Annotated in this window: 23 protein-coding genes; 6 read left to right on the forward strand and 17 right to left on the reverse strand. The window is 59.9% G+C overall.

Going from position 1 to position 25,233, the window contains the following annotated elements; all coding sequences use genetic code 11:
- Nucleotides 1–6: 6 nt before the first annotated feature.
- The 6 genes from CWE01_RS03585 to CWE01_RS03610 all read right to left on the reverse strand — a co-directional run bounded on the left by CWE01_RS03585 (nt 7) and on the right by CWE01_RS03610 (nt 6,117).
- A complete protein-coding gene (locus CWE01_RS03585) occupies nt 7–1,206 on the reverse strand; it encodes a YcaO-like family protein (RefSeq protein WP_157815178.1) in 1,200 nt (399 codons plus the stop codon).
- The gene (locus tag CWE01_RS03590) at nt 1,203–1,997 is read right to left on the reverse strand and encodes a SagB/ThcOx family dehydrogenase (protein WP_100939135.1); all 795 of its coding nucleotides are present in this window, start codon (nt 1,995–1,997) and stop codon (nt 1,203–1,205) included. The genes CWE01_RS03585 and CWE01_RS03590 overlap by 4 nt, the downstream gene beginning before the upstream one ends.
- Nucleotides 1,994–2,857: an McbB family protein gene (locus tag CWE01_RS03595; protein WP_100939136.1), complete on the reverse strand. Its 864-nt coding sequence runs from the start codon at nt 2,855–2,857 to the stop codon at nt 1,994–1,996. The genes CWE01_RS03590 and CWE01_RS03595 overlap by 4 nt, the downstream gene beginning before the upstream one ends.
- 767 nt (nt 2,858–3,624) lie before the next feature.
- Nucleotides 3,625–4,446, reverse strand: a complete 822-nt coding sequence (locus CWE01_RS03600; protein WP_100939137.1) for a helix-turn-helix transcriptional regulator — start codon at nt 4,444–4,446, stop codon at nt 3,625–3,627.
- A gap of 5 nt (nt 4,447–4,451) precedes the next feature.
- Nucleotides 4,452–5,003, reverse strand: a complete 552-nt coding sequence (locus tag CWE01_RS03605; protein ID WP_100939138.1) for a kinase inhibitor — start codon at nt 5,001–5,003, stop codon at nt 4,452–4,454.
- Nucleotides 5,004–5,214: 211 nt separating this feature from the next.
- Entirely contained in the window at nt 5,215–6,117 is a 903-nt protein-coding gene (locus CWE01_RS03610; protein WP_100939139.1) for a DUF2167 domain-containing protein, read from the reverse strand.
- 188 nt (nt 6,118–6,305) lie between these two features.
- Here CWE01_RS03610 and CWE01_RS03615 point away from each other — a divergent pair, with 188 nt between their 5' ends.
- Nucleotides 6,306–7,874, forward strand: coding sequence for a hypothetical protein (locus tag CWE01_RS03615; protein ID WP_100939140.1), 1,569 nt, complete (start codon nt 6,306–6,308; stop codon nt 7,872–7,874).
- On the opposite strand, the gene CWE01_RS03620 is transcribed toward CWE01_RS03615, so the two are convergent.
- On the reverse strand, nt 7,875–8,750 hold the full coding sequence (locus CWE01_RS03620; protein WP_100939141.1) for a LysR family transcriptional regulator: 876 nt from the start codon (nt 8,748–8,750) through the stop codon (nt 7,875–7,877).
- A gap of 106 nt (nt 8,751–8,856) precedes the next feature.
- Between CWE01_RS03620 and CWE01_RS03625 the strand changes: the two genes are divergently transcribed.
- Complete coding sequence (locus CWE01_RS03625; RefSeq protein ID WP_100939142.1) at nt 8,857–9,783, forward strand: DMT family transporter; 927 nt, start codon at nt 8,857–8,859, stop codon at nt 9,781–9,783.
- Between the two features lie 95 nt (nt 9,784–9,878).
- On the opposite strand, the gene CWE01_RS03630 is transcribed toward CWE01_RS03625, so the two are convergent.
- Nucleotides 9,879–10,193 (reverse strand): helix-turn-helix domain-containing protein, encoded by a 315-nt coding sequence (locus CWE01_RS03630; RefSeq protein ID WP_100939143.1) that lies wholly within the window; start codon nt 10,191–10,193, stop codon nt 9,879–9,881.
- Nucleotides 10,194–10,567: 374 nt separating this feature from the next.
- On the opposite strand from CWE01_RS03630, the gene CWE01_RS03635 reads away from it, so the two are divergent.
- Nucleotides 10,568–12,259, forward strand: a complete 1,692-nt coding sequence (locus CWE01_RS03635) for a bifunctional diguanylate cyclase/phosphodiesterase (protein ID WP_100939144.1) — start codon at nt 10,568–10,570, stop codon at nt 12,257–12,259.
- Here the strand turns inward: CWE01_RS03635 and CWE01_RS03640 are convergent.
- Nucleotides 12,239–13,015: an ABC transporter substrate-binding protein gene (locus tag CWE01_RS03640; protein ID WP_100939145.1), complete on the reverse strand. Its 777-nt coding sequence runs from the start codon at nt 13,013–13,015 to the stop codon at nt 12,239–12,241. The two genes, CWE01_RS03635 and CWE01_RS03640, sit on opposite strands and share 21 nt — an antisense overlap.
- Before the next feature lie 145 nt (nt 13,016–13,160).
- On the opposite strand from CWE01_RS03640, the gene dnaX reads away from it, so the two are divergent.
- The 3 genes from dnaX (at nt 13,161) to recR (ending at nt 16,456) form a co-directional block, all read left to right on the forward strand.
- Nucleotides 13,161–15,296 carry a DNA polymerase III subunit gamma/tau gene (gene dnaX / locus CWE01_RS03645; RefSeq protein WP_100939146.1) on the forward strand — a complete coding sequence of 712 codons (2,136 nt, stop codon included), beginning with the start codon at nt 13,161–13,163 and terminating at the stop codon, nt 15,294–15,296.
- Between the two features lie 66 nt (nt 15,297–15,362).
- Complete coding sequence (locus tag CWE01_RS03650; RefSeq protein ID WP_100939147.1) at nt 15,363–15,689, forward strand: YbaB/EbfC family nucleoid-associated protein; 327 nt, start codon at nt 15,363–15,365, stop codon at nt 15,687–15,689.
- 164 nt (nt 15,690–15,853) lie between these two features.
- Nucleotides 15,854–16,456, forward strand: coding sequence for a recombination mediator RecR (gene recR / locus CWE01_RS03655; protein ID WP_100939148.1), 603 nt, complete (start codon nt 15,854–15,856; stop codon nt 16,454–16,456).
- Nucleotides 16,457–16,540: 84 nt separating this feature from the next.
- Here the strand turns inward: recR and CWE01_RS33770 are convergent, their stop codons facing one another.
- From CWE01_RS33770 to CWE01_RS03695, 8 genes are all read right to left on the reverse strand, one after another.
- On the reverse strand, nt 16,541–16,873 hold the full coding sequence (locus tag CWE01_RS33770) for a hypothetical protein (protein ID WP_256145786.1): 333 nt from the start codon (nt 16,871–16,873) through the stop codon (nt 16,541–16,543).
- A 151-nt stretch (nt 16,874–17,024) separates the two neighbouring features.
- On the reverse strand, nt 17,025–17,951 hold the full coding sequence (locus CWE01_RS03665) for a glycosyltransferase family 2 protein (protein ID WP_100939149.1): 927 nt from the start codon (nt 17,949–17,951) through the stop codon (nt 17,025–17,027).
- 16 nt (nt 17,952–17,967) lie between these two features.
- Entirely contained in the window at nt 17,968–19,383 is a 1,416-nt protein-coding gene (locus tag CWE01_RS03670) for a lipid II flippase MurJ (RefSeq protein WP_100939223.1), read from the reverse strand.
- 24 nt (nt 19,384–19,407) lie between these two features.
- Entirely contained in the window at nt 19,408–20,229 is an 822-nt protein-coding gene (locus CWE01_RS03675) for an acyltransferase (RefSeq protein ID WP_100939150.1), read from the reverse strand.
- Nucleotides 20,226–21,614: an O-antigen ligase gene (locus tag CWE01_RS03680; protein ID WP_100939151.1), complete on the reverse strand. Its 1,389-nt coding sequence runs from the start codon at nt 21,612–21,614 to the stop codon at nt 20,226–20,228. Before CWE01_RS03680 ends, CWE01_RS03675 begins: the two co-directional genes overlap by 4 nt.
- Nucleotides 21,614–22,714: a glycosyltransferase family 1 protein gene (locus CWE01_RS03685; RefSeq protein ID WP_100939152.1), complete on the reverse strand. Its 1,101-nt coding sequence runs from the start codon at nt 22,712–22,714 to the stop codon at nt 21,614–21,616. Before CWE01_RS03685 ends, CWE01_RS03680 begins: the two co-directional genes overlap by 1 nt.
- On the reverse strand, nt 22,705–23,922 hold the full coding sequence (locus CWE01_RS03690) for a glycosyltransferase family 4 protein (RefSeq protein WP_100939153.1): 1,218 nt from the start codon (nt 23,920–23,922) through the stop codon (nt 22,705–22,707). Before CWE01_RS03690 ends, CWE01_RS03685 begins: the two co-directional genes overlap by 10 nt.
- Entirely contained in the window at nt 23,919–25,226 is a 1,308-nt protein-coding gene (locus CWE01_RS03695; RefSeq protein ID WP_371315562.1) for a cellulase family glycosylhydrolase, read from the reverse strand. The genes CWE01_RS03690 and CWE01_RS03695 overlap by 4 nt, the downstream gene beginning before the upstream one ends.
- Between the last annotated feature and the right edge of the window lie 7 nt (nt 25,227–25,233).

Raw genomic sequence — 25,233 nt, forward strand, 5'->3', positions numbered from 1 at the left:
TATCCTTTATGGGAATGGAACCATCATCGCTTTTCGTTCAGGGATTATGTCGTGCTTGAATTGAGAAGAGTATTTGTTGTTTGTATTTATGTTTTTTGAGTTATCCATGTGCATGAATAGATCAGGGGAAATAAATTTGCTCATGGTGCAAATATTGCCGCCGAGTTGGTGTGTTTTTGTATAAAGATAGCCAGATATATTTTGATCTATAATGGCTTGTCTGATGGCTCTGAAGTTAAATGGGAGAGTCGTGCGTTTGTTGGTGTCGGCATTTATAATGGGGTTGTTCATGGTTTTAAATATTTTATGGTTGTTACAGCTTAAGAAATACCTTAGATAAGGATCGTGGAGTTTTTGCGGTTCTCCATTGGCGCTGGAAAATAGGTTCATGAAGCGAAAGGTTTGCCAAAGTTCGTTAATCGCTTTTTCCAAGGCGATTGCTTCGGTTTCTGCATAGGACAATCCTGCGCAATATTGTACGTTGCGAGTTGTTTCTTTCTGTCCGTAAACGATGAGTAGGCACTTGCCAGGGAATTTGTTGTCCGATATGTCAAAAGCTATGAGTTCTCCCGACTTACATAGTGCTTCGTGTAATTTAGTCAGAGCGTGATATTTTAGAGATCTTAATATTTTTGTAGGCTCTAGGATGGCAGAGCATTTTCGAGTAAGCCAAAATCTGGATAAAAATTGTCGTTCCAGATTTTCTTTCAATGCGCCGAACATTGACTCCTCGGCGCCCCAGTGAAAACTGCAGCCACAGGTGTCTCGCGATGGATAAATTTCATTATCGCTACCTAAAGAAAATGCATTCAGGGAGATACAGACTGTTGGGATAGCACATGGTGTGAAGTCGGAGAGTCTTGAAACATTCGTTAGTTTATATTTGTGCGACTCCAGGTCAGCGTTTTTGAGGTTTTTGAAACTCGTCTGGCGGAAGGCTTGAGTAAAGGATTTGACTTCTTTGTTGGTGAGGCTGCTGGAAAGGGTGTTTTCTGAGGTTGGAAAAACTCCCATGTAAAAATGTCGTCTTTCAAAATACTCTCCCATGGCAGTGTTGATGGCGCTTGAACCTATACCTATGCCAGAGCCGGTATTCAGGTGGAAGTCAAATACTTCAGTAATGGATGGGAAGTCGAGCGTAGCGGAAGGTTGGTAACTTATTTGGTTGGGGAGTGTGATTCCGAAATCATTGTTTATGATATTCATTTTTTTGCTCCGATTAAATGGACGCACATCGGCGCAAATAGAGCAGGGTTCAGCCCTATCGCTTTCGATAACATATGGTCTGTGTAGCCGGACCATAATCTGCAGTTCAGCCCAAGGCTCGCAGCTCTGAGCTCTATTAACATATAGATTGAGCCTACCTCCATTAAGGCTAGGCGGTATCCGCGGTATCTGTATTTGAATAAGGTTTTTGGCAAATAGGCGACATAAATGAGTGCTATGCTGGGGCTGCCGACGCTTTGTATGTTTGAGAGTATGGTTTTCTTTAAATGCTGAGTGCTACAGCTATTTTGCATGATCTCAAGAGATTTTGAGGCGGGAAGTAAGTGTAAGATTTTTTGAGGGTGAGGCCAGTCTTCATTTTCATCATTTAACGAGCATATGAAGGTTTCTATTGGATAGAGTGCGCCTCCGCTTGGGTAGTTTCTTTTTTTGGAGTTGGCTTTTTTTGTCAGGAGCGTAGCGATCAGTTGTTGGATGGTTGAAAAATCTAACGTTGAAGGTTCAAAAAAATCGCAGGATTCGTTTCTGTAAGAAGTGTTTATTTTTTTTATATTTTCAGGCAGGGCCTGTGTTAGGCCAAGGTCTGGATACAGGCTTAGCTCGTTCGTACACAGAAGATCAAGTTGCTCTTCATTCAGTTGATGCAGGTAGGTGATGTCCTCGAAGGCTTCATGGAGTGTATAGTTTTCCTTGTTGTGAAAATTCTGTACGTGTTCGAACACCTTCGGATCCATGAATTTTAAATAGTAATCGTGAGGAATGGTTTTCATTTGGTTGACCTCAAACAATCACACATGAACCAGTGGGATAGATTTTCTTCGGTGATGAGTCCTTTGCTGATATCTACGTATGATGTAAGAAAGAGGCTGTCTTGATGGCAGCTTTCGTTTTTGGATGTGGTGTAAAAATTTATGTGGTTGGCAACAGCTCCAAAAATTAGGCTCTTTTGGAGAAGCGTGTGTTGGCTGGATGGAATGGGTGAGTTTCGATCCTTGAAAAACGTGAATAGCTTTATCCAGCTACTGTCTCTTGGGTTTAATTGATCATTGAACTCTAATCGATCTACATTGCAGAAGTGACAGGGATTGCCGATCTCGGCAATATAAGGTGGGCTGATGCAGAAAAAGTTTCCTATCATTGTCCCTACCGATAGGGCGCTTTGTGGGGCAGTAGATGCCATTTCGAAGTATAATTTTTTCAGGCGGCTATAGTCGTAGTCTTTGCAGAGAATAAAAATAAAATCTCGGCTATTGTTGTCGAGCTTACGGGTTGTTGAAGATATGTGATGGAACTCAACAGGGAGGCATATTTCAGAAGTTAGAATATTCTCAACTGCTTCGTCATTCAAGTTGTGGATAAATATTATTTTTTTAAAGTAGTATTCATGGATTGATTTTTTGATCAGCAAGGCTTTTTCCATGAAGGAAAAAGCCGCTTCCGAATCAAGCCCGTTCTCTACTAAGATGTCATTTATTTCTTCTTTAGATATGTTGCTTTGGTTTCGATTTTTTATTGTTTTTAGTGCGTTTAGCAAAGAAGGGGAGCTTATTTTCGAAACTCCCATTTCTGACACGATGAGATTTTCTTTTGGGAAGTTCAGTATTTCGTAGTTATGTATGCTTATATTCATCGGGCGCCTCCTTGATCTTGCTGCCAAGGTTGCGGAGCTTGCCGCGCAGCAACCTTGGCAGGGTTATGAGGTTTAACCTTCACATGAAGTTTCTAGTCTTGGGCTTTTCTCATGGCTGGTAATTGCATTCCCCCCAGACCCTCCGCTTCCGCCGCTACCTCCATTACAGCCACCGCCACCACCGCATCCGCCACTGCCACCGCATCCACCTTGGCCACCTGATCCGCCATTGTTGGCTTGAGGGCTCTTGTCGAAGCTTGGGCCATTTTTAAAGTTGAAGAGTATTTCTCCGAAAATTTCGGTGCTCATTATTATGTTGCTCCTACGTACTGTTGATGTGAGTAGCTGTTTTCACCAACTACAGTAGTAGCTATAGTTTCTATGCTGTGGCTGCGTCAAATACGGATAGGTTTGTCTGTAGGAAGTTTCGCCGGGTTCTTGGGAAGTAGAGGGAGTCGCTATTTTTTTAGCGAGATTACGGATTGTCTGAAACAAGGTTTGTGAAACGGAGCACTAGATTTTTGTAGGCTGTTTCATACGCTAAATGAAGATGGCTTCTGTTCGTGTGGCGACGAACGGTCTTCGAAGAATCTCTATTTTCGAGATTGTTGTTCGGCTCAACGGTCACTATTGATTTAGTGGCGCGGGGTTGGAATGTTGCAAAAAAAACGGCATGGGGCCATGCCTGTGACTCTATTCTTGAATAGAAGGTGCTTTATAGAGCCGAAATAAACGAAGAGATTTAGCGGGTTTATCTTTGTCTTGGGTTACAACACCGCCCGCAACTCCCGCGGTGATAACCCATAATGCTTGCGAAACCGCACCGCAAACCGTGACGCCGAAGCGTATCCACTGGCTGCAGCAATTTCCCCGATGGGTCGCGGAGTGACCTGCAGCCACTGCAACGCCATCCCCAGCCTGACGTTCTCGAGGATATTGCTGAAACTGTCGTCCTCGTTCGCCAATTGACGGCGCAATGTCGAAGCACCGAGATTCAGGCGCTCGGCGACACTGGCAACGGTCCAGTCCCGTGCCGGATCGCTCATGACAATCTGCTGCACGCGCTCGCACAGCGGATCACGGCGGTCCACTAGCACCGGTCCGGCCCAACCCTCCAGGGCCAACGCCAACAACACCGCTTCCGCGTAATGGGTGCGCAAGGCGTCCGGAGAGTCGGCATTGATGCAGTCCAGCAGGTTTTCCCAGGCCTGGGTCGTATGCCGATCCAGCGGTACACAGAGCTCCTGCGTCGCCGTTCGCCCAGGATGTGTGGTGATCTGCTGGCTGTAACGAACGCTGAACGCCCGCAACAACTCCGTGGGAAAGGTCACCGCATCGGCGATGTAGTAACCCTGTGCCCCTGGGTAATTGCTGATCCCCACTTCGCACCCCGCCGGCATCAGGATCAGATGCCGCGAACCCACGCGCATTTGCCGATCATCCCAGCCCATCAGCTTTTCGCCCTGACGGACACGGCACAGGGTGGTGATGAAAATCGGCACCCGTTGCAGTGCATGGGGCTGGCGCGCCTGTATGACACTGGCGCCGATACGGCTTTGGCGATGCTGGATGCCGGCGGGGGCGTTCATGGTTCCTAGCGTCCGTAGGGGGCGGTGAGGGTGGCTTTGCCCAGTGCGTTGGCGTTGAGCATGTAACCTACCATGGCGCCGCTGGATTGTTCGTTGATGGGCAGTTTATCGACCTTCAGGGCCCAGACGGTAAATTGATAGCGATGCGGTTTGTCGCCGGCCGGTGGGCAGGCGCCGCCGAAGCCTGCTTGACCATAGTCGGTGCGGCCCTGGACGGCACCTGCGGGTAGTTGGCTGGCACTGGGATTGCCCGCGCCGGAAGGCAGTTCATGGGTGGACGTCGGGAGGTTGACGACTGTCCAGTGCCACCAGCCGCTGCCGGTCGGAGCATCGGGATCGTAGACGGTGATGGCAAAACTTTTCGTGCCGGCCGGGGCGTTTTGCCAGGACAGTTCAGGCGAGGTGTTGCCGCCTTCGCAGCCGAAGCCCTGGAACACTTCGCGGCTGCTCAACGGCTTGCCGTTGGCGATGTCGCGGCTGCTGAGGGTGAAGTCGGCGGCCTGGGCGGTGAGGCTCAGGCCGAGGGTGAAGGCGGTGAGGAGAAATCGGGTTTTCATGCTGATCTCGTCTTGGTGGGAGAGGAGATACGAGTCTATTGAGGGTGGGGACAGGTCGTTGTGCCGCTGCGCTCGACCATTGTGCCGAAACGCTCAGGGTGCTTTTTTCAGGAGTCGACGGTGGAAGCTCTAGTCGTCGGAATAGCGCGGGGCGTCAGGCGCTCCGCGTTATCGTTGACGTTTATCGCCAGCAAGCCGGCTCCTGCAAGGGCTAGCGCTTGAACAACTTGCGGAAGAACCCGGCAACCACCACCAGTCCCACCACGAGAAATTTCTTCAGCGCCAGCAACATCACGCCGATCTTGGCGAACAGCCCTGCCTTGGCTGCAATCCCGCCCGCCACCAACGCTGCCAGTCCATAGGGCGCCAGCTTGTCAGTCTTGGAGTCGTAGTCGGCATAACGGTTGCCGTCGGTGAAGTTGGTGAAGTCGAGAATCTTCGGTGTTTCCTGCTTGATGGTCTGCAAATCGGCCATCGCCGCCACCGCGTTGAGCTCCAGAACACCTTCGCGACCCAGCACGCGGATGCTGTAGTTCAGGGTGGTCTGTTGGGCATCGTCGGCCTTCAACTCGCGGGCCCAGTACATTTTGTGGCTGCCCTGGTCGTAGCTCGGTGGCTCGGCCCAGCCCAGCAGCGACAGGCCGGCATAACCCTGCTTGTGACGCTCCTTGTTGTTTTCCTCATCATCGGCCTGCATCTGCTTGAGCAGGTCGGCGTAGTCGATCTTGGCCGCGTCATCGTCGGAAATATGCCCGTCGTTCTTGTAGCTGACGATCACCCCCCAGCCATCGTCCGCCAGTGGGCTGGTCGACTTGGGAATGATCATGCCCAAGGTCTTGTGACCAGGCGGGTTGCCCCAGCCCTCGGTCAGCAGGCGCTCGGTATCCGCCGGGGACAGGTAGTAGAAGTCGTCATTGAGTTGCAGGGTGGCAATGCCGCCGGGCAGGGTGATATTGCCGTGCTGCTGCTTGAGGGTGGCCAGCCATTGTTCAGTCGTCTGGTGAGGCTGGGTACTGGCGGTCGGCGCCGGGGCAGGAGAGCTGGTGGCCATGACAGGCAAAGTGAGGCTGCTGAGCGCCACCGCCGCCAAAAGCTGGCGCAGGTGATGTTTCATCGTAGTCCCTTACATTTTGAATTAATTTGGTCGGCAGGATAGCTGAAGGGGTGAAGGTCACGCTAGAGAAGGCGTGTGGCTGCTTTAGGGTGGTGTTGGGCTGGCCTGTGTAAGGAGAGTGCGATGGATTTGTTGCACTCTGATGCCATTGACACAGCGTGTTTTTGGCAAGGATCGCGAGGCAGCAAATGGCACGAGAACAGTATCCATTCCAGGCGTCGTCACGCCTCTACAAGCAGGCTCGCGAGTTGGCCGACAAGCTGCGTAAAGCCAGCATCGCGGGGAGTCGTCATTGTTTTTCCAGAACGGCGGACAGCCTGGCCGCCCAAGGTCTTGGACTGTTGCAGACCGATGAGCAGTGGCAGTCGGCGATTGGGTGGGCAAAGAAAGATCTGGATGCCCTGGCGTGCCGGATTGATCCACGACTCGCCATTCCCGCGCTGATCGAGGCGGTGGACGATTTCTACTACGGCCAGAAAAGCTGGCGCAAGAAGGTGCCGTGGTGCGGTTCGTCCTTGAAAACGACGATCGCGCTCATATGGCCCAATCGTAAAGAACCGCTGGCCGTTGATAGAAGCGCCGCCCAATTGCTCAATCTGGTCAATGCGGTGATTGCCTGGGAGCAATTGAGAGAGATCTACGAGAGCAGCCGGGTTTTCAACTTTCAAGCGGTCAGTCTCAAGTCCCATGGATTTGCGTTTTCAGACAAGGCTGACCAGGTGCTGCTGGGGCAGTGGAACACCATGGCGGCGCCCTATGGTGAGAACCAGAGAACGCTTGAGCATTCGAAAGCCGTTATCTGGAAGGATCTCTTGCGGTTTTCCCAGGCCGTCTCTCTCGTCCTGTCGGGGCGCGACTCCACGACGATTGAGTTGTTTGCCGGAACGGTCTTTGCGCTGGCCGGAAAGAACCCGGCATTCTGGATCGGGCTCAATGCCCGGTTGGTGTTGTTGGCCTGTGTGCGCCACATCAAGTCGACCGGGTCGAAGCGCATGGCCGGCGTGGTGCTATTCGAGGATCTTCCTATTGTCACCGATGCTTTCGGTGATGATCCCGTACTTGCCAAGCAGTCTCTCGAAGCCTGTTTTTGGCAGGAGCCCTGGTACCCGGACCGAGTGAGGAGCTATCCCTCGAACATGTTGGTCGAGCGACCTGTCGTGCGGATTGATGACAAGACATTTGCCACGAGCGTCCTGACGATAATCGATTCCGTGAATTGTTTTGTTGAGCACTCTGTTTTCCGCTACATGGGTTATGGCGGTGCTCCTGTGGACGATGAGTCCTTTCGCGTGCATGTCTCGCAGCCTTTTGAAAATGCCGCGGTGCAATTGCTCCGGAACGCTGGCTGGAAAGCCAGCGGGGTCAGTGATTCCGGATATTGGCAAGCTGGGGAGTCTCGCCTGGAGCACGAGAGTGGCCAGAAAGTGCCCGGGGAAATCGATGTGTTGGCCTTGCACCCTTCCGGGCGGGTCGCCCTCCTGATCGAGTGCAAGGTGCTCAGCCAGCCTTTTTCAATGAGCAAGCTGAGCAATGTGGTCGGTAAGTTGGGCCCCTCCGACAGTGAAGGTTTTCACGCGAAGATCGAGAAGAAAGTCGCTTGGGCCCAAGCGACTAGCGCCATGCAGGGCGCGCAGATTGTTGGCTTGCTGTTGGTGGAGCATGGGAGTTTTCTCGGGAGAAACGCCGTCCATCCGGTCGTCGAGATGCGCCAATTGGAAAAGCTTGTCGTGCAGATCGATGAAAAAACCGCCGAGTGATCACAGGCCCCTCTGTTCCAGGCGCTCCTGCAGCAATCGGGCAAACGCCTCCCGAGCCGGATGGCGAGTGGTTTCCTTGTGCCAGATAAAGCAGTTTTCCACTGGCGCCAGTTCAGCGAAACGGTGGGTTTCAAGCCCGGCGGACTGCTCGTAGCGTTGCAGGATCCCCTCGGGCACCAGGGACACGCCGGCACCGGCATGCACGCTGCCGATGATGGTGGCCCAACTGGCATAGCTGGCAATGGCCGGATGCGGGTCATGGGGCTGCACCCAGTTTTTCAGCGCCGCGCGATAGGGGCAGCCGTTGGGCCACATGATCAGGGTCTTGCCGCGCAAGTCGCCGGCACCCTGGATCGGACCGCTGCCGGCGGCGCTGATCAGCACCAGCTGTTCACGGTAAAGCGCGCTGCTGGCGATTTTCGGATGCTGGATGTCGGCGGCGACCAGGGCGCCATCGAGGCGCCGTTGGCGCACGTCTTCCAGCAGTTGTGACCAGGTGCCGGTGATCAATTCCAGGCTGACGCCGGGGTAAGCCTGTTGGTACTCGGCCAGCAGCGCGGGCAGGTGCACCGTGGCGCAGGATTCGATCGCGCCGATGCGCAGCAGGCCCGACGGTTGGGTGTTGGCGTCGACGGCGCGCTTGGCTTCGTCCACCAGCCCGAGGATTTTCGTGCAGTAGTCGAGGAACACCACTCCGGCCGGGCTCAGGCTCAGGCCGCGTCCGGCGCGGATAAACAGGTCGGTGCCCAGTTCGCTTTCCAGCTGCTTGATCCGCGTGGTGATGTTCGACGGCACGCAGTGCAGCCGCTGTGCCGCCTGGGCGATGCTGCCGGTTTCAGCGACGGCTTTCACCATGCGCATTTGCGCCAGTTCCATGATTCACTCCTGGTGAATTCTCGACTCAATATTGATCAATTGTTCTGGCTGACAGGCCGCTCGAGACTGTGCGCACACCTCGGATCATCTTGGATATCGCCCGCTCGTGAAAGCCCTGTCCGCTTTAAAAGTGCCTCTTGCCACCGCGCTCGTCATCCTCTGCTGGGCCTACTCGCCCGTGGGGATCCATATCGGCCTGGAAAGCTACAGCCCCGGACACCTGGCGCTGCTGCGGTTTTTGATTGCCTCGCTGTTCATGGCGGTGGTCGCGCTGGTGAAGGGGATCGCGCTGCCGCGTCGGCGGGATTTGCCCTGGTTGTTTGCGCTGAGTTTTTTCGCGATTTTCCTCCATCACATCAGTCTCAATTACGGTCAGCAGTGGGTCAGTCCGGGGGCGGGGAGTGTGCTGTCGCAGTCCACGCCGTTGTTCAGCACCTTGATCGCGTTTTTCTGGTTGAAGGAGTCGGTGTCACTCGTTCGCTGGCTCGGGGTGTTGTCGGGATTGGCCGGCGCCCTGGTGGTGGTCTGGGGTGATCATGGGGTGGGAACGGTCGACCCCCGGGCCTTGCTGATTCTGTTCGCGGCGCTGTCCTGGAGCATTTACTTCGCTTTGCAAAAGCACTATTCCGGGCACTACAGCGGGCTGACCACGGTGTGTTACATGGTCTGGGCGGGGACCTTGTTACTCTGTGTCTATGCACCCGGGCTGGCAGATGAGGTGGCGGTGGCGCCGCTGCGGGTCAATATCGCGGTGCTGCTGCTGGGGATTTTCCCCAGTGCCCTGGCCTACCTGGCCTGGGCCTATGTGTTGAGCCATTCGCTGGTCAGCCGCTCGTCCATTGCCCTGTACCTTATTCCGCCCGTGGCGATGCTGATGGCGGCGCTGGTCCTGGGGGTGGGTGTTTCAGGGTTGGTGATGGTCGGCGGCGCGATTGTCCTGGGCAGCGTGCTGGCGCTCAATCTGGAAGGGCGGCGACAGCCCGCCCAGCCCCGCCGGAGCGGGCTTGGTCAGCGAAGTGTTGGGCGGTCTTGAAGACCTCTTCGCGGACCCCTCCGGCTCCGGCAGGTTCCAGGTATCTTGCAGTCTGGCGACCGCATGTCGATGGACGGCAGGTGGCAGGCGTAAGGCTAAGGCTTGGACAAGGCCAGATCGACCGCAGCGATCAGCTTTCCCAGGTCCTTCGGGGGAGCGTTGTGAATGACGCCGAACAGGTAGGCACGCTGCTCGTCTTCGTCACCCAGATCCGTGAAAAAGGCTTTTAGCTTCACGCCCAGTACGTCGGCAAACAGGAACAAGGCCTCCACGCTGGGTGTGTAACTGCCGGTTTCGAAGCGGCTGATGGTTTTAGGGTCAAAACCGGTTTTCTCTCCGAGTTCAGCCTGAGTTAGCCCCGCTACCTTGCGGTAGCGCCTGATGGCTGCACCCAAACTTGAAATTTTCATCGCTCAATTCCCATTTAGAATCAAGAACTTAACGATAAATCTTTACATTAGACAACGCCATGGATCATCACCTTCTGTTGCATAATGTGATGTAATTCGTAGAATCGGCATTTAGGACAGGTATTTGGTGATCCAGTTTCAGGGGAAATATTTGTGAAACGGGAAAACCGCGCATTTCTTTGGTGCCCATGCCATGACGGTCATAAGGCTTGAGCAAGGCACTGTCTTAGGACTGCCACGAATACCTGTCCCAGCTAATGATGACCTTCATTTAATCCTAGTTGATCTTCGTCGAAGTACGGCCAGGCGATGCCGCCAGGCGCGGTTGTGCTGCGAATTCGGGACAACCTCTAGCTGCCCAGGTGAGCTGACTCATGGATGAGACGTATCGCAGGGTCGTGGACGTCGCCGCCATTTTCTCCGAAACCGACCTGGAAGGACGGATCACTTACGTCAACGATCCATTCTGCGTGATTTCCGGTTATAGCCGTGATGAATTGCTGGGGCAGAATCACCGGATCCTGAATTCCGGCTACCACCCGTCCGAGTTCTTTGTCGACATGTGGAGCACCATTGCCCAGGGGCGGGTCTGGAAAGGTGAGGTCTGCAATCGCGCCAAGGACGGTTCCTTGTACTGGGTCGACAGCACCATGGTGCCGCTGCTGGATGAAGCCACCGGGCGGGTGCGCCGGTATGTGTCGATCCGTTTCGATGTCAGCGAAAAGTTGCGCCTGTTGCATACCTTGCAGTGGCGGGTGGGGCACGATGTGCTGACCGGCCTGCCCAATCGGGCGTTTTTGTCGGACCTGTTGAACCAGGCCCTGGATTTTTCCCGACGCGAAGCCATTCCGCTGGCGGTGTGCATGCTCGACCTGGACGGCTTCAAGGCGGTCAACGATGGCTACGGGCATGCCAGCGGCGACATGCTCCTGGTGGAAGTGGCGGCGCGCCTGCGCACCATCATGCGCGGGGAAGATGTGGTGGCGCGGCTGGCCGGTGACGAGTTCGTGCTGATCCTGCGTTATGTGCACGACGCCGAGGAACTGCACGCTGCGTTGCAACGGGTGCTCGGCGCCATTTCGGCCCCCTATTCGATACTCGGCCAGACCATCCATGTGGATGCCAGCATCGGCGTGACGCTGTTTCCCGCCGACGACGAGGACGCCGATACCCTGTTGCGCCATGCCGACCAGGCGATGTACCTGGCCAAGCAGAGCGGGCGCAATCGTTTCCATTTGTTCGATGTGTCGCTGGATCAGGAGGTCAAGGCCACCCACCAGACAGTGGCGTTGATACGCCAGGCCCTGGCCAATGGCGAGTTCCGCCTGGCCTATCAGCCCAAGGTCAATATGCGCACCGGCCGGGTGGTGGGGTTCGAGGCGTTGATGCGCTGGCAGCACCCGCACGAGGGACTGCTCCAGCCCCAGGCGTTCCTGCCGCTGGTGGCGCAGACCGATGTGATCATCGATATCGGCGAATGGGTCATCGACCGGGTCATGGCGCAGATGCAGGCCTGGGGGCGGGCGGGGCACGAGTGGCCGGTCAGCCTGAATATCGCCGCCCGGCATTTCCAGCGCGGCGATTTCGTCGAACGTCTGCGCGCCTTGCTGATGCGTCACGCCGAGGTGCCGCCGCACATGCTCGATCTGGAGATCATCGAGTCGGTGGCCATCGAGAACATCCAGCGGGTGAGTCAATGCCTGCAGGATTGCCAGACGCTTGGGGTGCGTTTTTCCCTGGACGACTTCGGCACCGGTTACTCGTCCCTGAGTTACCTCAAGCGCCTGCCCAGCCAGACCATCAAGATTGATCGCTCGTTCGTGCGCGACATCCTCCATGACCAGGATGACCTGGCCTTGACCACGGCGGTGATCGGCCTGGCCCGGGCGTTTGGCCGGGAAGTGATTGCCGAGGGGCTGGAGTCCGCCGAGCACGGCCGCTTGCTGATGAGCCTGGGTTGCGATGTGGCACAGGGTTATTTCATTGCCCGGCCGATGTCGGCGGACGAGGTGCCGGCCTGGGTCGAGGCGTTCGAGCCACCGGCCTTATGGCGCAGTGTCACTTGATTCAGGCGCGACCTTCTGGTCGTCATGCCCGGTATAGAGGTGGATGGTCCGGTCGATTTCCCCGGACATCTTCATTCGCAGCAGGGTCCTGAGGATGCGTTGTACCGGCAGGTCCGGGTCATTGCGGACAAAACAGCCCACGGCGTCTTCCTGCACGACCGCCACCGCGTGCAACTGCTGATCCGGCATGCGGGTCTGGTTGAACCAGTCCAGTGCCCACTGGCTGCTGATGGCATAGGCGTAGCGCCCGACCTCAAGCTTTTGCAGGACCTGTTGCTCATTGCGCGCCTCGTCGCGGATGAACCGACCGCTTTCGAACTGAGCCTGTATGGCCGGGTACGAGTAGCCCAGTACGGTGCCGAGTCGTTGAGGCTCAAGATCTTTCAGGGTCATCGCCATGGGCGGCTTGGCCTTGCTGACCAGCAGGTTGCGCTGGGTGAGGAAGGGGATGCTCCAGATATAGTCGCCGGACTGGTTCGGCAGCCAGGATTGCGCGGCATAGCAGCGCACATCGATTTCACCGCGCTCCATGGCGCTCTGCACTCGAGCGCGGGCCAGAACATGAAACTCGGCCGGGCTGCCGACCTGGTGGGCCAGGCTGGTCATCAGGTCATACAAAATACCCTGGGTCGGTTGTCCGTGCTCGATCTGGATGATCGGCATGCTCCAACTGTCGGCCACGGAGAAGCGCAACGGCGCCGGGGCGGCGAAAGCAGGGGCGGTCATCAAGGCCAGGGCGTAAAGAACTGCACGCATCAAACTCTCCGGCGGGAGCGCCACAAGGCCGCCAATCCATACACAAAGTGCAGCTTAACCAGATTAGCATCCCATGCCGGATGCATTTTTACCCCTGCTCCGCTAGCATTAGCGGTCTTCCGCTTCCCCGACGCGATGGTTATCGATGAGTTATCAGGTTCTTGCACGTAAATGGCGTCCGCGCTCGTTCCGCGAAATGGTCGGCCAGACCCATGTGCTCAAGGCTCTGATCAATGCCCTGGACAGCCAGCGGCTGCATCACGCCTACCTGTTCACCGGTACCCGCGGTGTCGGCAAGACCACCATCGCACGAATCATTGCCAAGTGCCTGAACTGCGAGACCGGCATTACCTCGACCCCCTGCGGGACCTGCTCGGTCTGCCGGGAGATCGACGAGGGGCGCTTCGTCGACCTGATCGAGATCGACGCCGCGAGCCGGACCAAGGTCGAGGACACCCGCGAACTGCTCGACAATGTGCAGTACGCGCCGAGCCGCGGGCGCTTCAAGGTCTACCTGATCGACGAAGTGCACATGCTCTCCAGCCACTCCTTCAACGCGTTGTTGAAAACCCTGGAAGAGCCGCCGCCCTACGTCAAGTTCATCCTGGCGACCACGGACCCGCAAAAACTTCCGGCAACGATTTTGTCGCGCTGCCTGCAGTTCTCCCTGAAGAACATGACCCCCGAGCGGGTGGTCGAGCACCTGACCCACGTGCTCGGGGTCGAGAACGTCCCGTTCGAGGACGACGCCCTCTGGTTGCTGGGGCGTGCCGCCGACGGTTCGATGCGCGATGCCATGAGCCTGACCGACCAGGCCATTGCCTTCGGTGAAGGCAAGGTCATGGCCGTCGATGTGCGGGCGATGCTCGGCACCCTCGACCATGGCCAGGTCTTCGACGTGTTGCAGGCGTTGATCGACGGCGATGCCAAGGCCCTGCTCGAAGCGGTGCGGCATCTGGCCGAACAAGGCCCGGACTGGAACGGCGTGTTGTCGGAAATCCTCAATGTGCTGCACCGCGTGGCGATCGCCCAGGCGTTGCCCGAGGGTGTCGACAATGGTCATGGCGACCGCGACCGCGTGTTGGCGCTGGCCCAGGCCCTGCCGGCCGAAGATGTGCAATTTTATTACCAGATGGGTTTGATCGGCCGGCGCGACCTGCCGCTGGCGCCGGACCCACGAGGCGGTTTCGAGATGGTGTTGCTGCGCATGCTGGCGTTCCGCCCGGCCGACAGCACGGCGCCGCCGAGACCGCCGCTAAAGCCAGTGGGGATCAGCCAGGCCACAGTTGATTCCGCACAGAGCGTGGCTGGCGCAGCCGTTGCCGCGCCAGCCGCGCCTGTGGTCGCCCCCGTTGTCGAGACACCGGTGGTCGCGCCCGTGCCTGCCGAGGTGGTGTCGCCGATGGCGGCGCAACCCGTACCAGTCGCTGCGCCGGTCGAAGCCGCGCCCGTGGCCGTTCCTGTCGCGGTGGCCGAGACGCCGCCGCCGGCCGAGTCCGTTGCCCCGGCGGTGGAGGTCGTGGATCTGCCGTGGAACGACCCGGTCGAGCCTGAAGAGATACTGCAGGAGCCTGCTGTCGAACCGGTGCTGGAAACCGTTGCCGAACAGCCGGAGCTGGCCGCCATGCCGCTGCCGACCCCGGACAGCGTGGTCCCGGATGCGCCCGAATGGGTTGCCGCGACCCTGCCCGAGCCGACGCCTGCCCAGGTGGAAGCCGCGACGCCGGGGCTGGACCCCGACGACGAGCCGCCGCTGGATGAAGACTATATCGAGCCGGATATCGATTCGGCCTACAGCTATCTCGACGAACTGGCCAGCGAGCACGCTGCCGACCCGGCACCGGAGCCCGAGCCGCAACCGGCGGCAGCCCCAGCCACCGGCCTGGCGCTGGAGTGGCTGGAACTGTTCCCGAAACTGCCGGTCTCTGGCATGACCGGCAGCATCGCGGCCAATTGCACCTTGATGGCGGTCAGCGGTGACGACTGGCTGTTGCACCTGGATCCGGCCCACAGCGCCTTGTTCAATGCCACACAGCAACGCCGTCTCAACGACGCCCTGAACCAGTATCACGGGCGTGCGCTGAAACTGACCATCGAGCTGATCAAGCCCGAGCAGGAAACTCCGGCCCAGGCGGCTTCCCGTCGGCGCCATGAACGCCAGGACGAAGCGGTGGCGTCGATTCATGCCGATCCGCTTATCCGGCAGATGATGCAACAGTTCGGCGCGGTGATCCGTGGCGATACAATCGAACCTGTCGATGCCCTGGTGGTCCAGGGCTAATAACTGAACGATGCCAGGCCCCGTGCCTTGCGTCTCTTTGTACATGTAACTCTTGAGGTGATTCCCATGATGAAAGGTGGCATGGCCGGCCTGATGAAGCAGGCGCAGCAGATGCAGGAAAAGATGGCCAAGATGCAGGAAGAGTTGGCCAACGCCGAAGTGACCGGCCAATCCGGTGCCGGCCTGGTGTCCGTGGTGATGACCGGTCGTCATGACGTCAAGCGCGTCAGCATCGACCCGAGCCTGAAGGACGAAGATCTGGAAGTCCTGGAAGACCTGATCGCCGCGGCGTTCAACGATGCGACGCGCAAGATTGAGAGCAACAGCCAGGACAAGATGTCTGGCATGACCGCCGGTATGCAACTGCCGCCGGGCTTCAAGATGCCGTTCTAAGGTGCTATCGCCTTACCCTGTAGGAGCGTGGCTTGCCCGCGAAGCTTTTACCCTTCGCAAGCAAGCCACGCTCCTGCAAGGGAATTGTGTTCCAGCGTGACCCCTGGACGCTGGCTGGAGGCGCGGGTATAAACCGCGTCTCGTGTTCTGTCGGACCCTTTGCCATGAGCTTCAGCCCCCTGATTCGCCAACTGATCGACGCCCTGCGGGTACTCCCCGGTGTCGGCCAGAAAACCGCCCAACGCATGGCCCTGCAACTGCTCGAACGCGACCGCAGTGGCGGTTCGCGCCTGGCCCAGGCCCTTGGCCAGGCCATGGAAGGTGTTGGCCACTGTCGCCAGTGCCGCACTCTCACCGAAGACGATCTTTGCCCGCAGTGCGCCGACCCTCGGCGTGACGACAGTTTGCTGTGCGTGGTCGAAGGTCCGATGGACGTCTATGCCGTGGAGCAGACGGGCTACCGCGGCCGCTACTTCGTGCTCAAGGGACATCTGTCGCCCCTCGATGGCCTCGGTCCGGAAGCAATCGGTATCCCGCAGTTGCTGGCACGAATCGAAGAGCAGGGCAGTTTTACCGAGATCATCCTCGCCACCAACCCGACGGTTGAAGGTGAAGCCACGGCTCATTACATCGCCCAGTTGCTGGCCAACAAAGGCCTGATCACCTCGCGTATCGCCCATGGTGTGCCGCTGGGTGGGGAACTGGAACTGGTGGACGGTGGAACCCTGGCGCATTCGTTTGCCGGGCGTAAGCCGATTTCGTTGTAAGTCAGCCCGGCGTTGGCCGCACCGCTTGAAGTCACGAGGTTCTCGGTCGCGCTCCGGCGGCGCGACACGAGTAGCGGGGTGAGGTCAGGAGGTCAGCAACAGCAGGATCTGGTCCATGCGATTGTTGGCAATCCAGGCCAGGGGCGCGCCGATGACCGCCGCGGCACCGGCTATGTAGGTGAGTCGGCTCTTGATGGATTTGACATCGTTGCGCACCTCATTGAGATCGCGGTGGATGTATTCGAAGCGGGTTTCCAGCTCTGTGATTCGGGGTTCCATAGCATCGCCTCCAGGGGTACGGGTCGTCTTGGCCTTGTCATGGCGGGGCGGGAGTTGCGGTTTGGCGTCGTGATGGCCCGGCTCGTGGGCCGAGGCGCTCAAGTGCGGTGCCGCGCAGTGCTGTAGCTCGACTTCCATGTGAATATGCTTCCTCGATGGTTCAGGTCCAGAGTGTTATTCGCTCGATAAAAAGAGCTTGAAGAAGTTCGCTTTATTTCGCCTCTGGGTCAATTGAGGTTGTTCGCTGATGGTTATCGGAAAATTCCTTATCGTTTGAGGGCCTGCCAAATCAGGCGTGCGGGCTGTCCCAGTAGCGTTTGTACATGCCCAGGTTCTTTTTCAGCTGCCTGGGCAAATGCCGCTCTTGCTGGCTCAGTTTGTAGGCGAGCAGTTTCACCGCGTTGCGCCACAGTGAGCCGGGCCAGGCCAGGCAACGCGCGGGACCGAGGAACTTCAGTTCAGAAACCACGTAGCGCAGGCCCTCGCCGCCGGCCCCGCCGAACTGCTGGCGGATCCACGGCTCGCGAGCGTGGAAGACGCCGATATCGAAGTAGCGTCGGAACTCTTCACCGAGGCTGTAGTTATGGGAATGCCGGCAACGCGCGCTGCCTTCGTAGGCGACCTTCCAGCCGGCCTGAAGCATTTTCGCGGCGACATACATATCTTCCGACAGGATGACGTGCTGGGGGAATCCGCCGACCTGCATCAGGGCCTGGCGCCGATAGGCGGAAAAGGAATTGGAGATGAAGGCGGTCTTGATCCCCAGCCGGGGGGCATCGGCCAGGCTCTTGACCTGGGAATCCGGTGGGTAGTTGAACAACCGGGCGTGCTCGGCCAGGGGCGTGGCATCCAGGTGCGGCAGTTGCCGGCCGCAGACGGCACCGACCTGCTCGTCGGCAAACGGCCGGACGATGTTGGCAATGCCTTCGGGATCGTCCAGGTAGGCGTCCTGGGTCATGAACACGTAGAGCTCGTAACCGGGGTTGCGCTCGACCATCCATTGACGGGTGCCGCCATGGTTGAAGTCCTTGCTGTCGATACGTTGCACTTGCGGGCAGCGCGCGCAGGCCAGCTCGAAGGTACCGTCGCTGGAACTGGAGTCGACGATCAGGGTGTCGAAGGTCGCGGTCTGGATCGCCAGGGAGTCGAGCAGGCGTTCCAGGTCGCGGCGTCCGTTGTAGGTCGGAATCACTACGGCCACTTGAGGGGGCGACATTGTTCGGTCTCCAGGTTCAGCCGGGCACGGCGCGCCAGGGGCGCAGCCACGCCGCGAGGGCAATCAGCAGGATCAGGCTGCACAGACTGCTCAGGCCCAGTTGCAGCCAGATACCATGCAGTGGATGGAGGACCAGCGCGGCCAGCACCATCACCGCCAAGCCCAGCAGCCCATGGCTGAGCCACGGCACCTGGGCTTGCAACTGTTGGCGGCGGATCAGCAGCAGGCCGGTGAGTATGACCCCGCAGATGGCGGCCAGGGCGATGCCGATCAACCCGAGGAAATGCGGCAGCACGGCCAGCAGCAGGGCATTGAGCAGGCTGCCGGTGAGTTCACAGGTGAGTGGCAGGCGGGTGTCGCCGGCGGCGTAGGCGTAGCGGGCGAGCAGGGCGTTCCAGGCACCGAAGACCAGGGGGATCGAAAACCAGGCCAGCAGTTCCGGCAGCGGGCTGTCGGCGGCCTGGTGGGGCAGCAGCAGGCTGACCAGCGCCCCGGCGGCACCGATCAGCCCGACCACGGCGGGGAGGGTCAGCAGGCTGGCGCTGGCCAGGCCTTTGCGCAGCAGGCCCAGGCGTTCGCTGCCCTGGCTGCCGCTCATCAGACCGAGGAGCACCTGGTTCAGGCTCATCAGCGCGATCAGCGGCAGGTTGATCAGTTTGCGCGCCAGGTTGATCCAGGTTACGGCGCCTTCGCCGAGCAACGACGCGACCATCCGTTCGAGCAAGGCCAGGCCCTGGCTGGCCAGGTTGCTGCTGAGCAGCGGGCCGATGCGTTGCAGCAGTTCTTTCACGGCGCCGGGTGCGTGGCCGAAATGCCAGGGTTTCCAGCCGCTGCGGTACATGGCCGGCAACAGCAGCGTCGGCATCAACAGGCTGCCCAGCACACAGGCGCTGGCCAGGCCGGTCGGGGTGGCGGCCTGGCGCAGGATGGCCAGGTACAACACCGGCGGCAGGTTGAACAGCAGCGAGCCGAGCCCGGCCAGGACAAAGCGTGAACGGGCCTGCAAGGGAATGCAGAACAAGGCATGCAGGATGACACCGGGAACACACCAGGCCAGCCAGTGCAGGCTGGCCCCGGCCAGTGCGTAGCCCTGGCTGTCGAGTCCCGGGCCGATCAGCCGGACCCACAGCGGCGAACCTGCGCTCAGCACCAGCGCCAGCAGCAGGCCGCAGAGCAGCAGCCGGGGCACCATCGCGCCGAGCCAGGCGGTTTGTTCGGTGGCCGTGCGTTGTTGGTAGAGGGGCAGTGCGGCGGCGCTGAGCAGGCCGGCCGCCAGGGCCATGCGCAAGGCGTCGGGCAGGAACAGCGCCACCAGGAAACTGTCGCTGCGCCCGCCGGCGCCCCAGGCGGCGACCAGCAGCCACTCGCGGGCGAACCCGGCGACGAGGCCCGTGAGGGTCGCCAGGGTCAGCCACAGGGTCGAGCCGAGCAGTTTCGAGTCAGGCATGCCCGGGGCTCAATGGAACAAAGTGAACAGGCCTTTGCCGCCCACCTTGTAGTTCAGGCCACGGCAACGCTCGCCCTTGATCGCCGCATCCGGCCCGCCGACGATGGCGTAGGCCGGCACCGGCTTGGAGACCACGCACTGGCCGCCGACCACCGCGCCTTCACCGATATCGGCGCCGAACGAGAGCAGGGCGCGACTGGCGATCCAGGCGTAGTCGCGGATATAGATCGGCCCGCCGACGGCCCAGAACTCCGGGGCCTGGACATCATGGCCGCCGGCAATGATCAGCACGTGGGAGGCGATGGTCACATGGTCGCCGATGATCAGGCCGCCACGGGCATCCAACTGGCAATGCCAGGCCACGGTGCTGTCGTTGCCGATGCGCAGGCTGTCCACCCCCAGCACTTCGGTGTTGCGCCAGACCGTCGAGCCCTTGCCGATCTTCGCCCCGCCCGCACGCAGCCAGAACAGTCGCAGCGTATGGCTGGGGATCTTGCAGATGATCATGTTGTAGGCCAGTTCCCACCAGCGCAGCATGCGGTCGCGCAGGGTCGGCCAGTTGATCCCGTACAGCGGGATCAGCGCGCCTTTGACCTCGCGGCCGAGCAGGGCATAGAAACGCCGGGCCAGGGGCGGTTCGATTCGCGGTTCGATGTTCAGGTAGCTGATGAAACACAGCAGATTGCCCTTGAGCGGCTGTTCGAAACAGACGTCGTTTTCCAGCATCCACTGGTAGCTGCTCTCCAGCTCCTCCAGCCCGACGCCCATCTTCTCGGCGTATTCGGGCAGGGCCTGCCTCAGGTTCAGCGAGTGGAACATGCGGTGTTTCATGGGCGGATTCCTGGCAGAGGGGTGGCCTTGAGCTTGAGGCGCCGTGTTTCGTGCAGGTTCAGGCCCAGCAATAGCCAGAACAGGGCGACCAGCACATTGGTAAAGCTGAAATAGTGGTCGAAGAAGCCGCTGACCAGCGCCGCCAAAAGGCCGTAGGTGGTGCCGAGCCAGATCGCGTTATCTTCGTTAAGCTTGAGGGTGGACAAGGAAGAGCGGGTGTCGCTCCACCAACTCCAGATCACCGCGGCAAACAGTACCAGACCCGGCACGCCGAGTTTGTAGATGAAGTTCAGCCACAGGTTGGAGATACCCCACAGGCCGGTGCCGGGCACGGGTGGCTCGACCTTGAAACCGATGCCGAAGGGGAACATGGCCACGGCCTCGGGGAAGTGCGAGTACTCGTCGAAACGCACGCTGGTACTGGCATCGTTGCTGGAGAATAGCCCCAGCAGACGATCCTGCAAGGGCGGGTAGAACATCAGCAGCAAGCTGCCGAGCGCCAGGCCGGCGAGGATCACTTGACCGGCGTAGGGCACGCGTTTGCGGGCCATCCAGAGCAGGACGACCAGCAGACTGACCAGTGCCCCGCGTGAGCCCGAGAGCAGCAGGCCTATCACCCCCAGACTCGCCACCGCCAGGCCCAGCGTGCGCCGCCAGCCTTGGCGGGCCAGGCCGTAGCAGAATGCCAGCGGCAGCAGCAGGGCCATGGCGCCGCCCAGGGCGTTGGGGTGCATCCAGGGCGAGCCCATGCGATTGGACATCGCCGACAGACTGTCACCGAGCACCTCGACGCCGCCATAGCCGAGCGCGGCAAGGATCGGAGTCATGCCGGTGGCGCTGCCGTTCTTGAGGAATACCGGGATCGACAGCAGCAACAGCATCAGGGTCCCGAGGAGCAGGCCGGTGACCACCTGTTCGCGGGACTTTTGCTGGTCGAGCAGGCGGGGCACCAGGAACAGTACCGACAGGTTGAGCAGCCAGCGTACCCAGTTCACCGGGCCGTTGCCTTCGGCGCTGATCGTCAACTGACCGACGATAAATGGAAAGGTACTGAACAACATCAAGGCCAGCAGCCAGCGCTCAGTGCGCAAGAGGGGCGGTTTTTGCGGCAGGTTGTTGAACAGGCCTTGCACCAGCACGCTGCCCCAGACCAGCAGGATCAGCGCCTCGGACACCGTGGTGCGCAGGCCGACCTGCACCGTCGAGTAGGGCAGGAAGGTGGCGAGCACGCTGAACAGCAGCAGCCCCCAGAGCGGGTGGCGGATGATGGTCACCACACCGCCGATGGCGACCAGCACGACCGCCACCTTGAACGGCGGCAGCAGCCAGGCGAGGATGCCGAAGAGCAACCCGGACAACAGGGCGATGGGCAACGCCAGGGGCATTATTTCAGCTCCTCGAGCAGGTGGTTGAAGCGCTCCTGGTAGGCCGCGTTGCCGTAACCCGCAGCCCAGGCCCGGAGTGTCTCGGGATCTTCGGCGGGGGCATCGGCCAGGCCGATCATCAGCGCGCTGAGGGCCGGACCGTCGGTGGGTGAGAAGCGCGGGCTGTGCGATGGGGTGATTTCGTCCAGCGCCGAGCCGCTGGCGACGGCCACCGGAGTGCCGACGCTGAGGGCTTCGATCACCGGCAGGCCGAAACCTTCGGCATAGGACGGTTGCCACAAACGCTCGGCTTGTTGGTACACCCCGTGCAGTTGGGCATCGCTGAGGCCGGTCAGGTAATGCAGGCCCGGCAGATGTTGCAGCGACGCGGGCAGGTCCTCGGGGGCACCGATCAGCACCAGTTCCGGCACCTGTGGCGATTGCTGGCGGGCGGCCTGCCAGGCGCTGACGAACCAGGGAATGTTCTTGCGCGGTTCACGGGTGCCGACGGCCAGCCAGTAGTGCTCGGGCAGTTGCAGGTCGCTGATGTCGGCGGCTTCACCGACGAAGCCGGTGACCAGGTTGGGCAATACGCGGACTTTGTCGCGGGCCTCGGGAAACAACTTGACCAGTTCGTCGGCGGTGTATTGCGACGGTGTCCAGATCCGGTCGGCGACCTTCACCGAGTGGCCGATGGAGAGGCGGTCGGTGGCGCGGTAGACGCGCTCCTTGAGTTTCGAGCCATGGCTGTTTTGCAGGGTCAGCTGGAACAGGTCGTGCAGTTGCAGCACATAGCGCATGCCGGCGGGCTTGCGTCCTGGTGGCAGGCCCATGTTGAAGTTGCAGAGGTAGACCTCGATTCCGGCTTCGCGTAACGCACCGGGCAGGAAGCCGGCCTCGAAACGCAGGCGTATCGGCAGGCGGTGTACGCCGAACAGGGGCGAGCCCCACTTTGGACAGTGGACGCGACGACGGATCGGGTGATCCTCCGGGGCCACCCCGAACAGTTGCAGGCTCACCTCGGGATGGGCGCGCAGGGCCTGTTCCAGGGCCAGGTTCTGACGGCCGATGCCGCTGTGGGTGTAACCCGCTGCCGGGCGATAATCCAGACCTATGCGCATACGGATTCTGCTTCCTTGAGGTGGGGGAGGCGGTTATAGACCGCTTCCAGTTGTGCGGCGGCCACGGACCAATCGTGCTCGGCCTTGACGTAGGCTCGGCCGGCTTCGGCGATCTGGTGCAGGCGCGACGGATGTTCGAGGAGTTCGGCGAGCATCCGGGCGAGGGCTTGCGGGTCTTCGCTGCCCAGATAGTGCTGGCCGTTTTCGATCCGCAGCCCCGACACGCCCTGGCCGGTGGTGACCACCGGCAGGCCGGCGGCCATGGCTTCGAGCACCTTGAGCTTGGACCCGCCGCCCTGGCGCAGTGGTGCGAAGAACACCGAGGCTTTGCTTTGCAGGGTGCGCAGGTCGGGGACGAAACCTTGCCATTCGATTCGCGGATCGGTCCAGCGCGTACGCCAGGCCTGCGGCAAGCCGAATCCGGCAATGGCGAAACGTACTCCCGGATTGAGCTGCCAGAGGGCCGGGAGAATTTCCTCCAGGGCCCATTCGACGGCGTCCAGGTTCGGACTGTATTCGTAGTTGCCGATAAACAGCAGGCGCCGGGCGTGGAGGTCGGGCTGGACACCGGCATAGAGGTCGGTGTCGACACCGTTGACGACTACCGCCACCGGCTTGCCGGTCTGCTGGCGCAATACCATGGCGTCCTCGCGGGTCACGGCGACCAGTTCGGCGGCCTGGCGAAACACCCGGCTTTCCCAACGCCGGTAGCGCCGCTGGTCATACTGCGTGAAGGGTTTCATCCAGCCCGGCAGGCGGTCATAACTGGCGGCGCCGAGGGCTGATTCGACATTGTGCTCGGTAAGAATGAAGGGCTTGCCGGCGTCGAGCAGCGGTTGTTCGAAAGGCTGGAAACTGTAGCTGTGCTCGATCTGGATCACGTCCCAGTCTTCTTCCAGCAAGGTGCGCAACTGTGCCTGCAACTGCGGCGCCAGGCCGTTGATCGTGGCCAGCATCGGATAGGGCGCGAGCAGCACGCCGAGCAGGGTTTTCAGGCTGCGCAACGACCGTCGCGGCACCACGATCAGCCGCTCGACAATCGGCGCGAGGGCGTGGCGGGTGGCCTCGTCGACGTCGGTTTTCGATTGCACCAGCAGGGTAATCCGATGCCCACGCGCCGCCAGGCTGCGCAGCAAGTGAAATTGCCGGGTCTTGCCGCCACTGGTGGTGGGCCAGGGCAGGTAGGGCAGGGTCCAGAGGATTTTCATGGCGTCCACACCAATAGCTGCAGGCTGGTTTTCAGCGGCACGGTAATGGCTGTGCTGTCGCTCAGATTTGTCTGGGTACCGCTCAGCGGGTCGAACAGCGTCGCCCGGGTCACGCCGGGCAATTGCAGGCTCTGGCCGCTGGCGCTCCAGAACATCCAGACATGGGCGCCGTCGTTGCGGGTCCAGGTGATGTTGTAGAGGTCGGCGGGTGCATTGTTCGACGCCGGGGCATCAGCCGGCTGGAGGGCCGGGCCGGTGACCGTGAGGAAGTTCTTCAGGGCGTTATACACCGGCTTCGGCTCGCCGTTGAGGTCGAGCAGGCCGTAAAACTGGTCGCGTGGGGTGGCCCGATCATCCAGGTCGCTGAGGTTGAACAGGAAAATCCGCTGGTAGTCCATGGCGCTCATCAGGGCCAGGCGCCGCAGGGTGTAGTCGGCCTGTCCGTCGACGCCGATCAGGGCCTGCATTTCCTTGGGCCCGGCATAGCTTGACCAGCCCCATTCGGTGGCCCAGACCTGGGTGACACCCTTGCCGTGCAGATCGCTGTTCATGGCGTTGCCCCTGGTCAGGAAGTCCTGGGCCGCAGCGTTGTCGCCTTCCGGAAACTGGGTATAGGGGTGATAGGCGGCGATGATGTTCTGGCTGGCCAGGCCCTGGGTCAGCAGGGCATCGAGCATCAGCCCGGAAGTGCTGTGCATCTGGCCGAAGTAAGCGACGCCGGCGGTAGCGATGGCTTTGCCCGGCACCTGGGTGCGGATGGCATCGGCGGTAGTGGTCAGCATCTGGTAGTAGGCCACGGGATCTTCCTTGGGCCGCCAGATGATGTTCGGTTCGTTCCACACCTGCCAGGTGCTCACCTGTGGATACCGCTGGGCCAGGCTGACCATGCGCGAGGCGAACAGCTTGAAGTCAGTCGGCGGGTACTGGTCGCTGCTCGGGGTGCCGGCCGGGGCGCTGCTGGCGAACGGCGGCGAGCCGACCAGGTAGGCGACGGTGTTGTAGCCATGGCTTTTCATCGCCGCCATGGCTGCATCGAGTTCGCTGAACTGGAAAGCCCCCTGTTCGGGTTCGAGGATGAACCAATGCAGGGTCAGGCGTATCCAGTTCAAGCCCAGCGCGTCGAGCTGCGTCATCTGCTTCTGGTAGTTGTCCGGATCGAAATACTGGAACTGTGCGTTGACCCCGAGAAAGTTTTTCCACTCCACCGCGCGGGGCGCCTTGAGCGTGGTCTGGGCGGCGACGTTGGGGCTCCAGGGGATCAGGCTGACGGCGACCACCATCAGCAACAGGGCCGGCAGCCACAAAAAGACT

This window comes from Pseudomonas sp. QS1027, from assembly GCF_002814235.1.
Lineage (GTDB): Bacteria > Pseudomonadota > Gammaproteobacteria > Pseudomonadales > Pseudomonadaceae > Aquipseudomonas.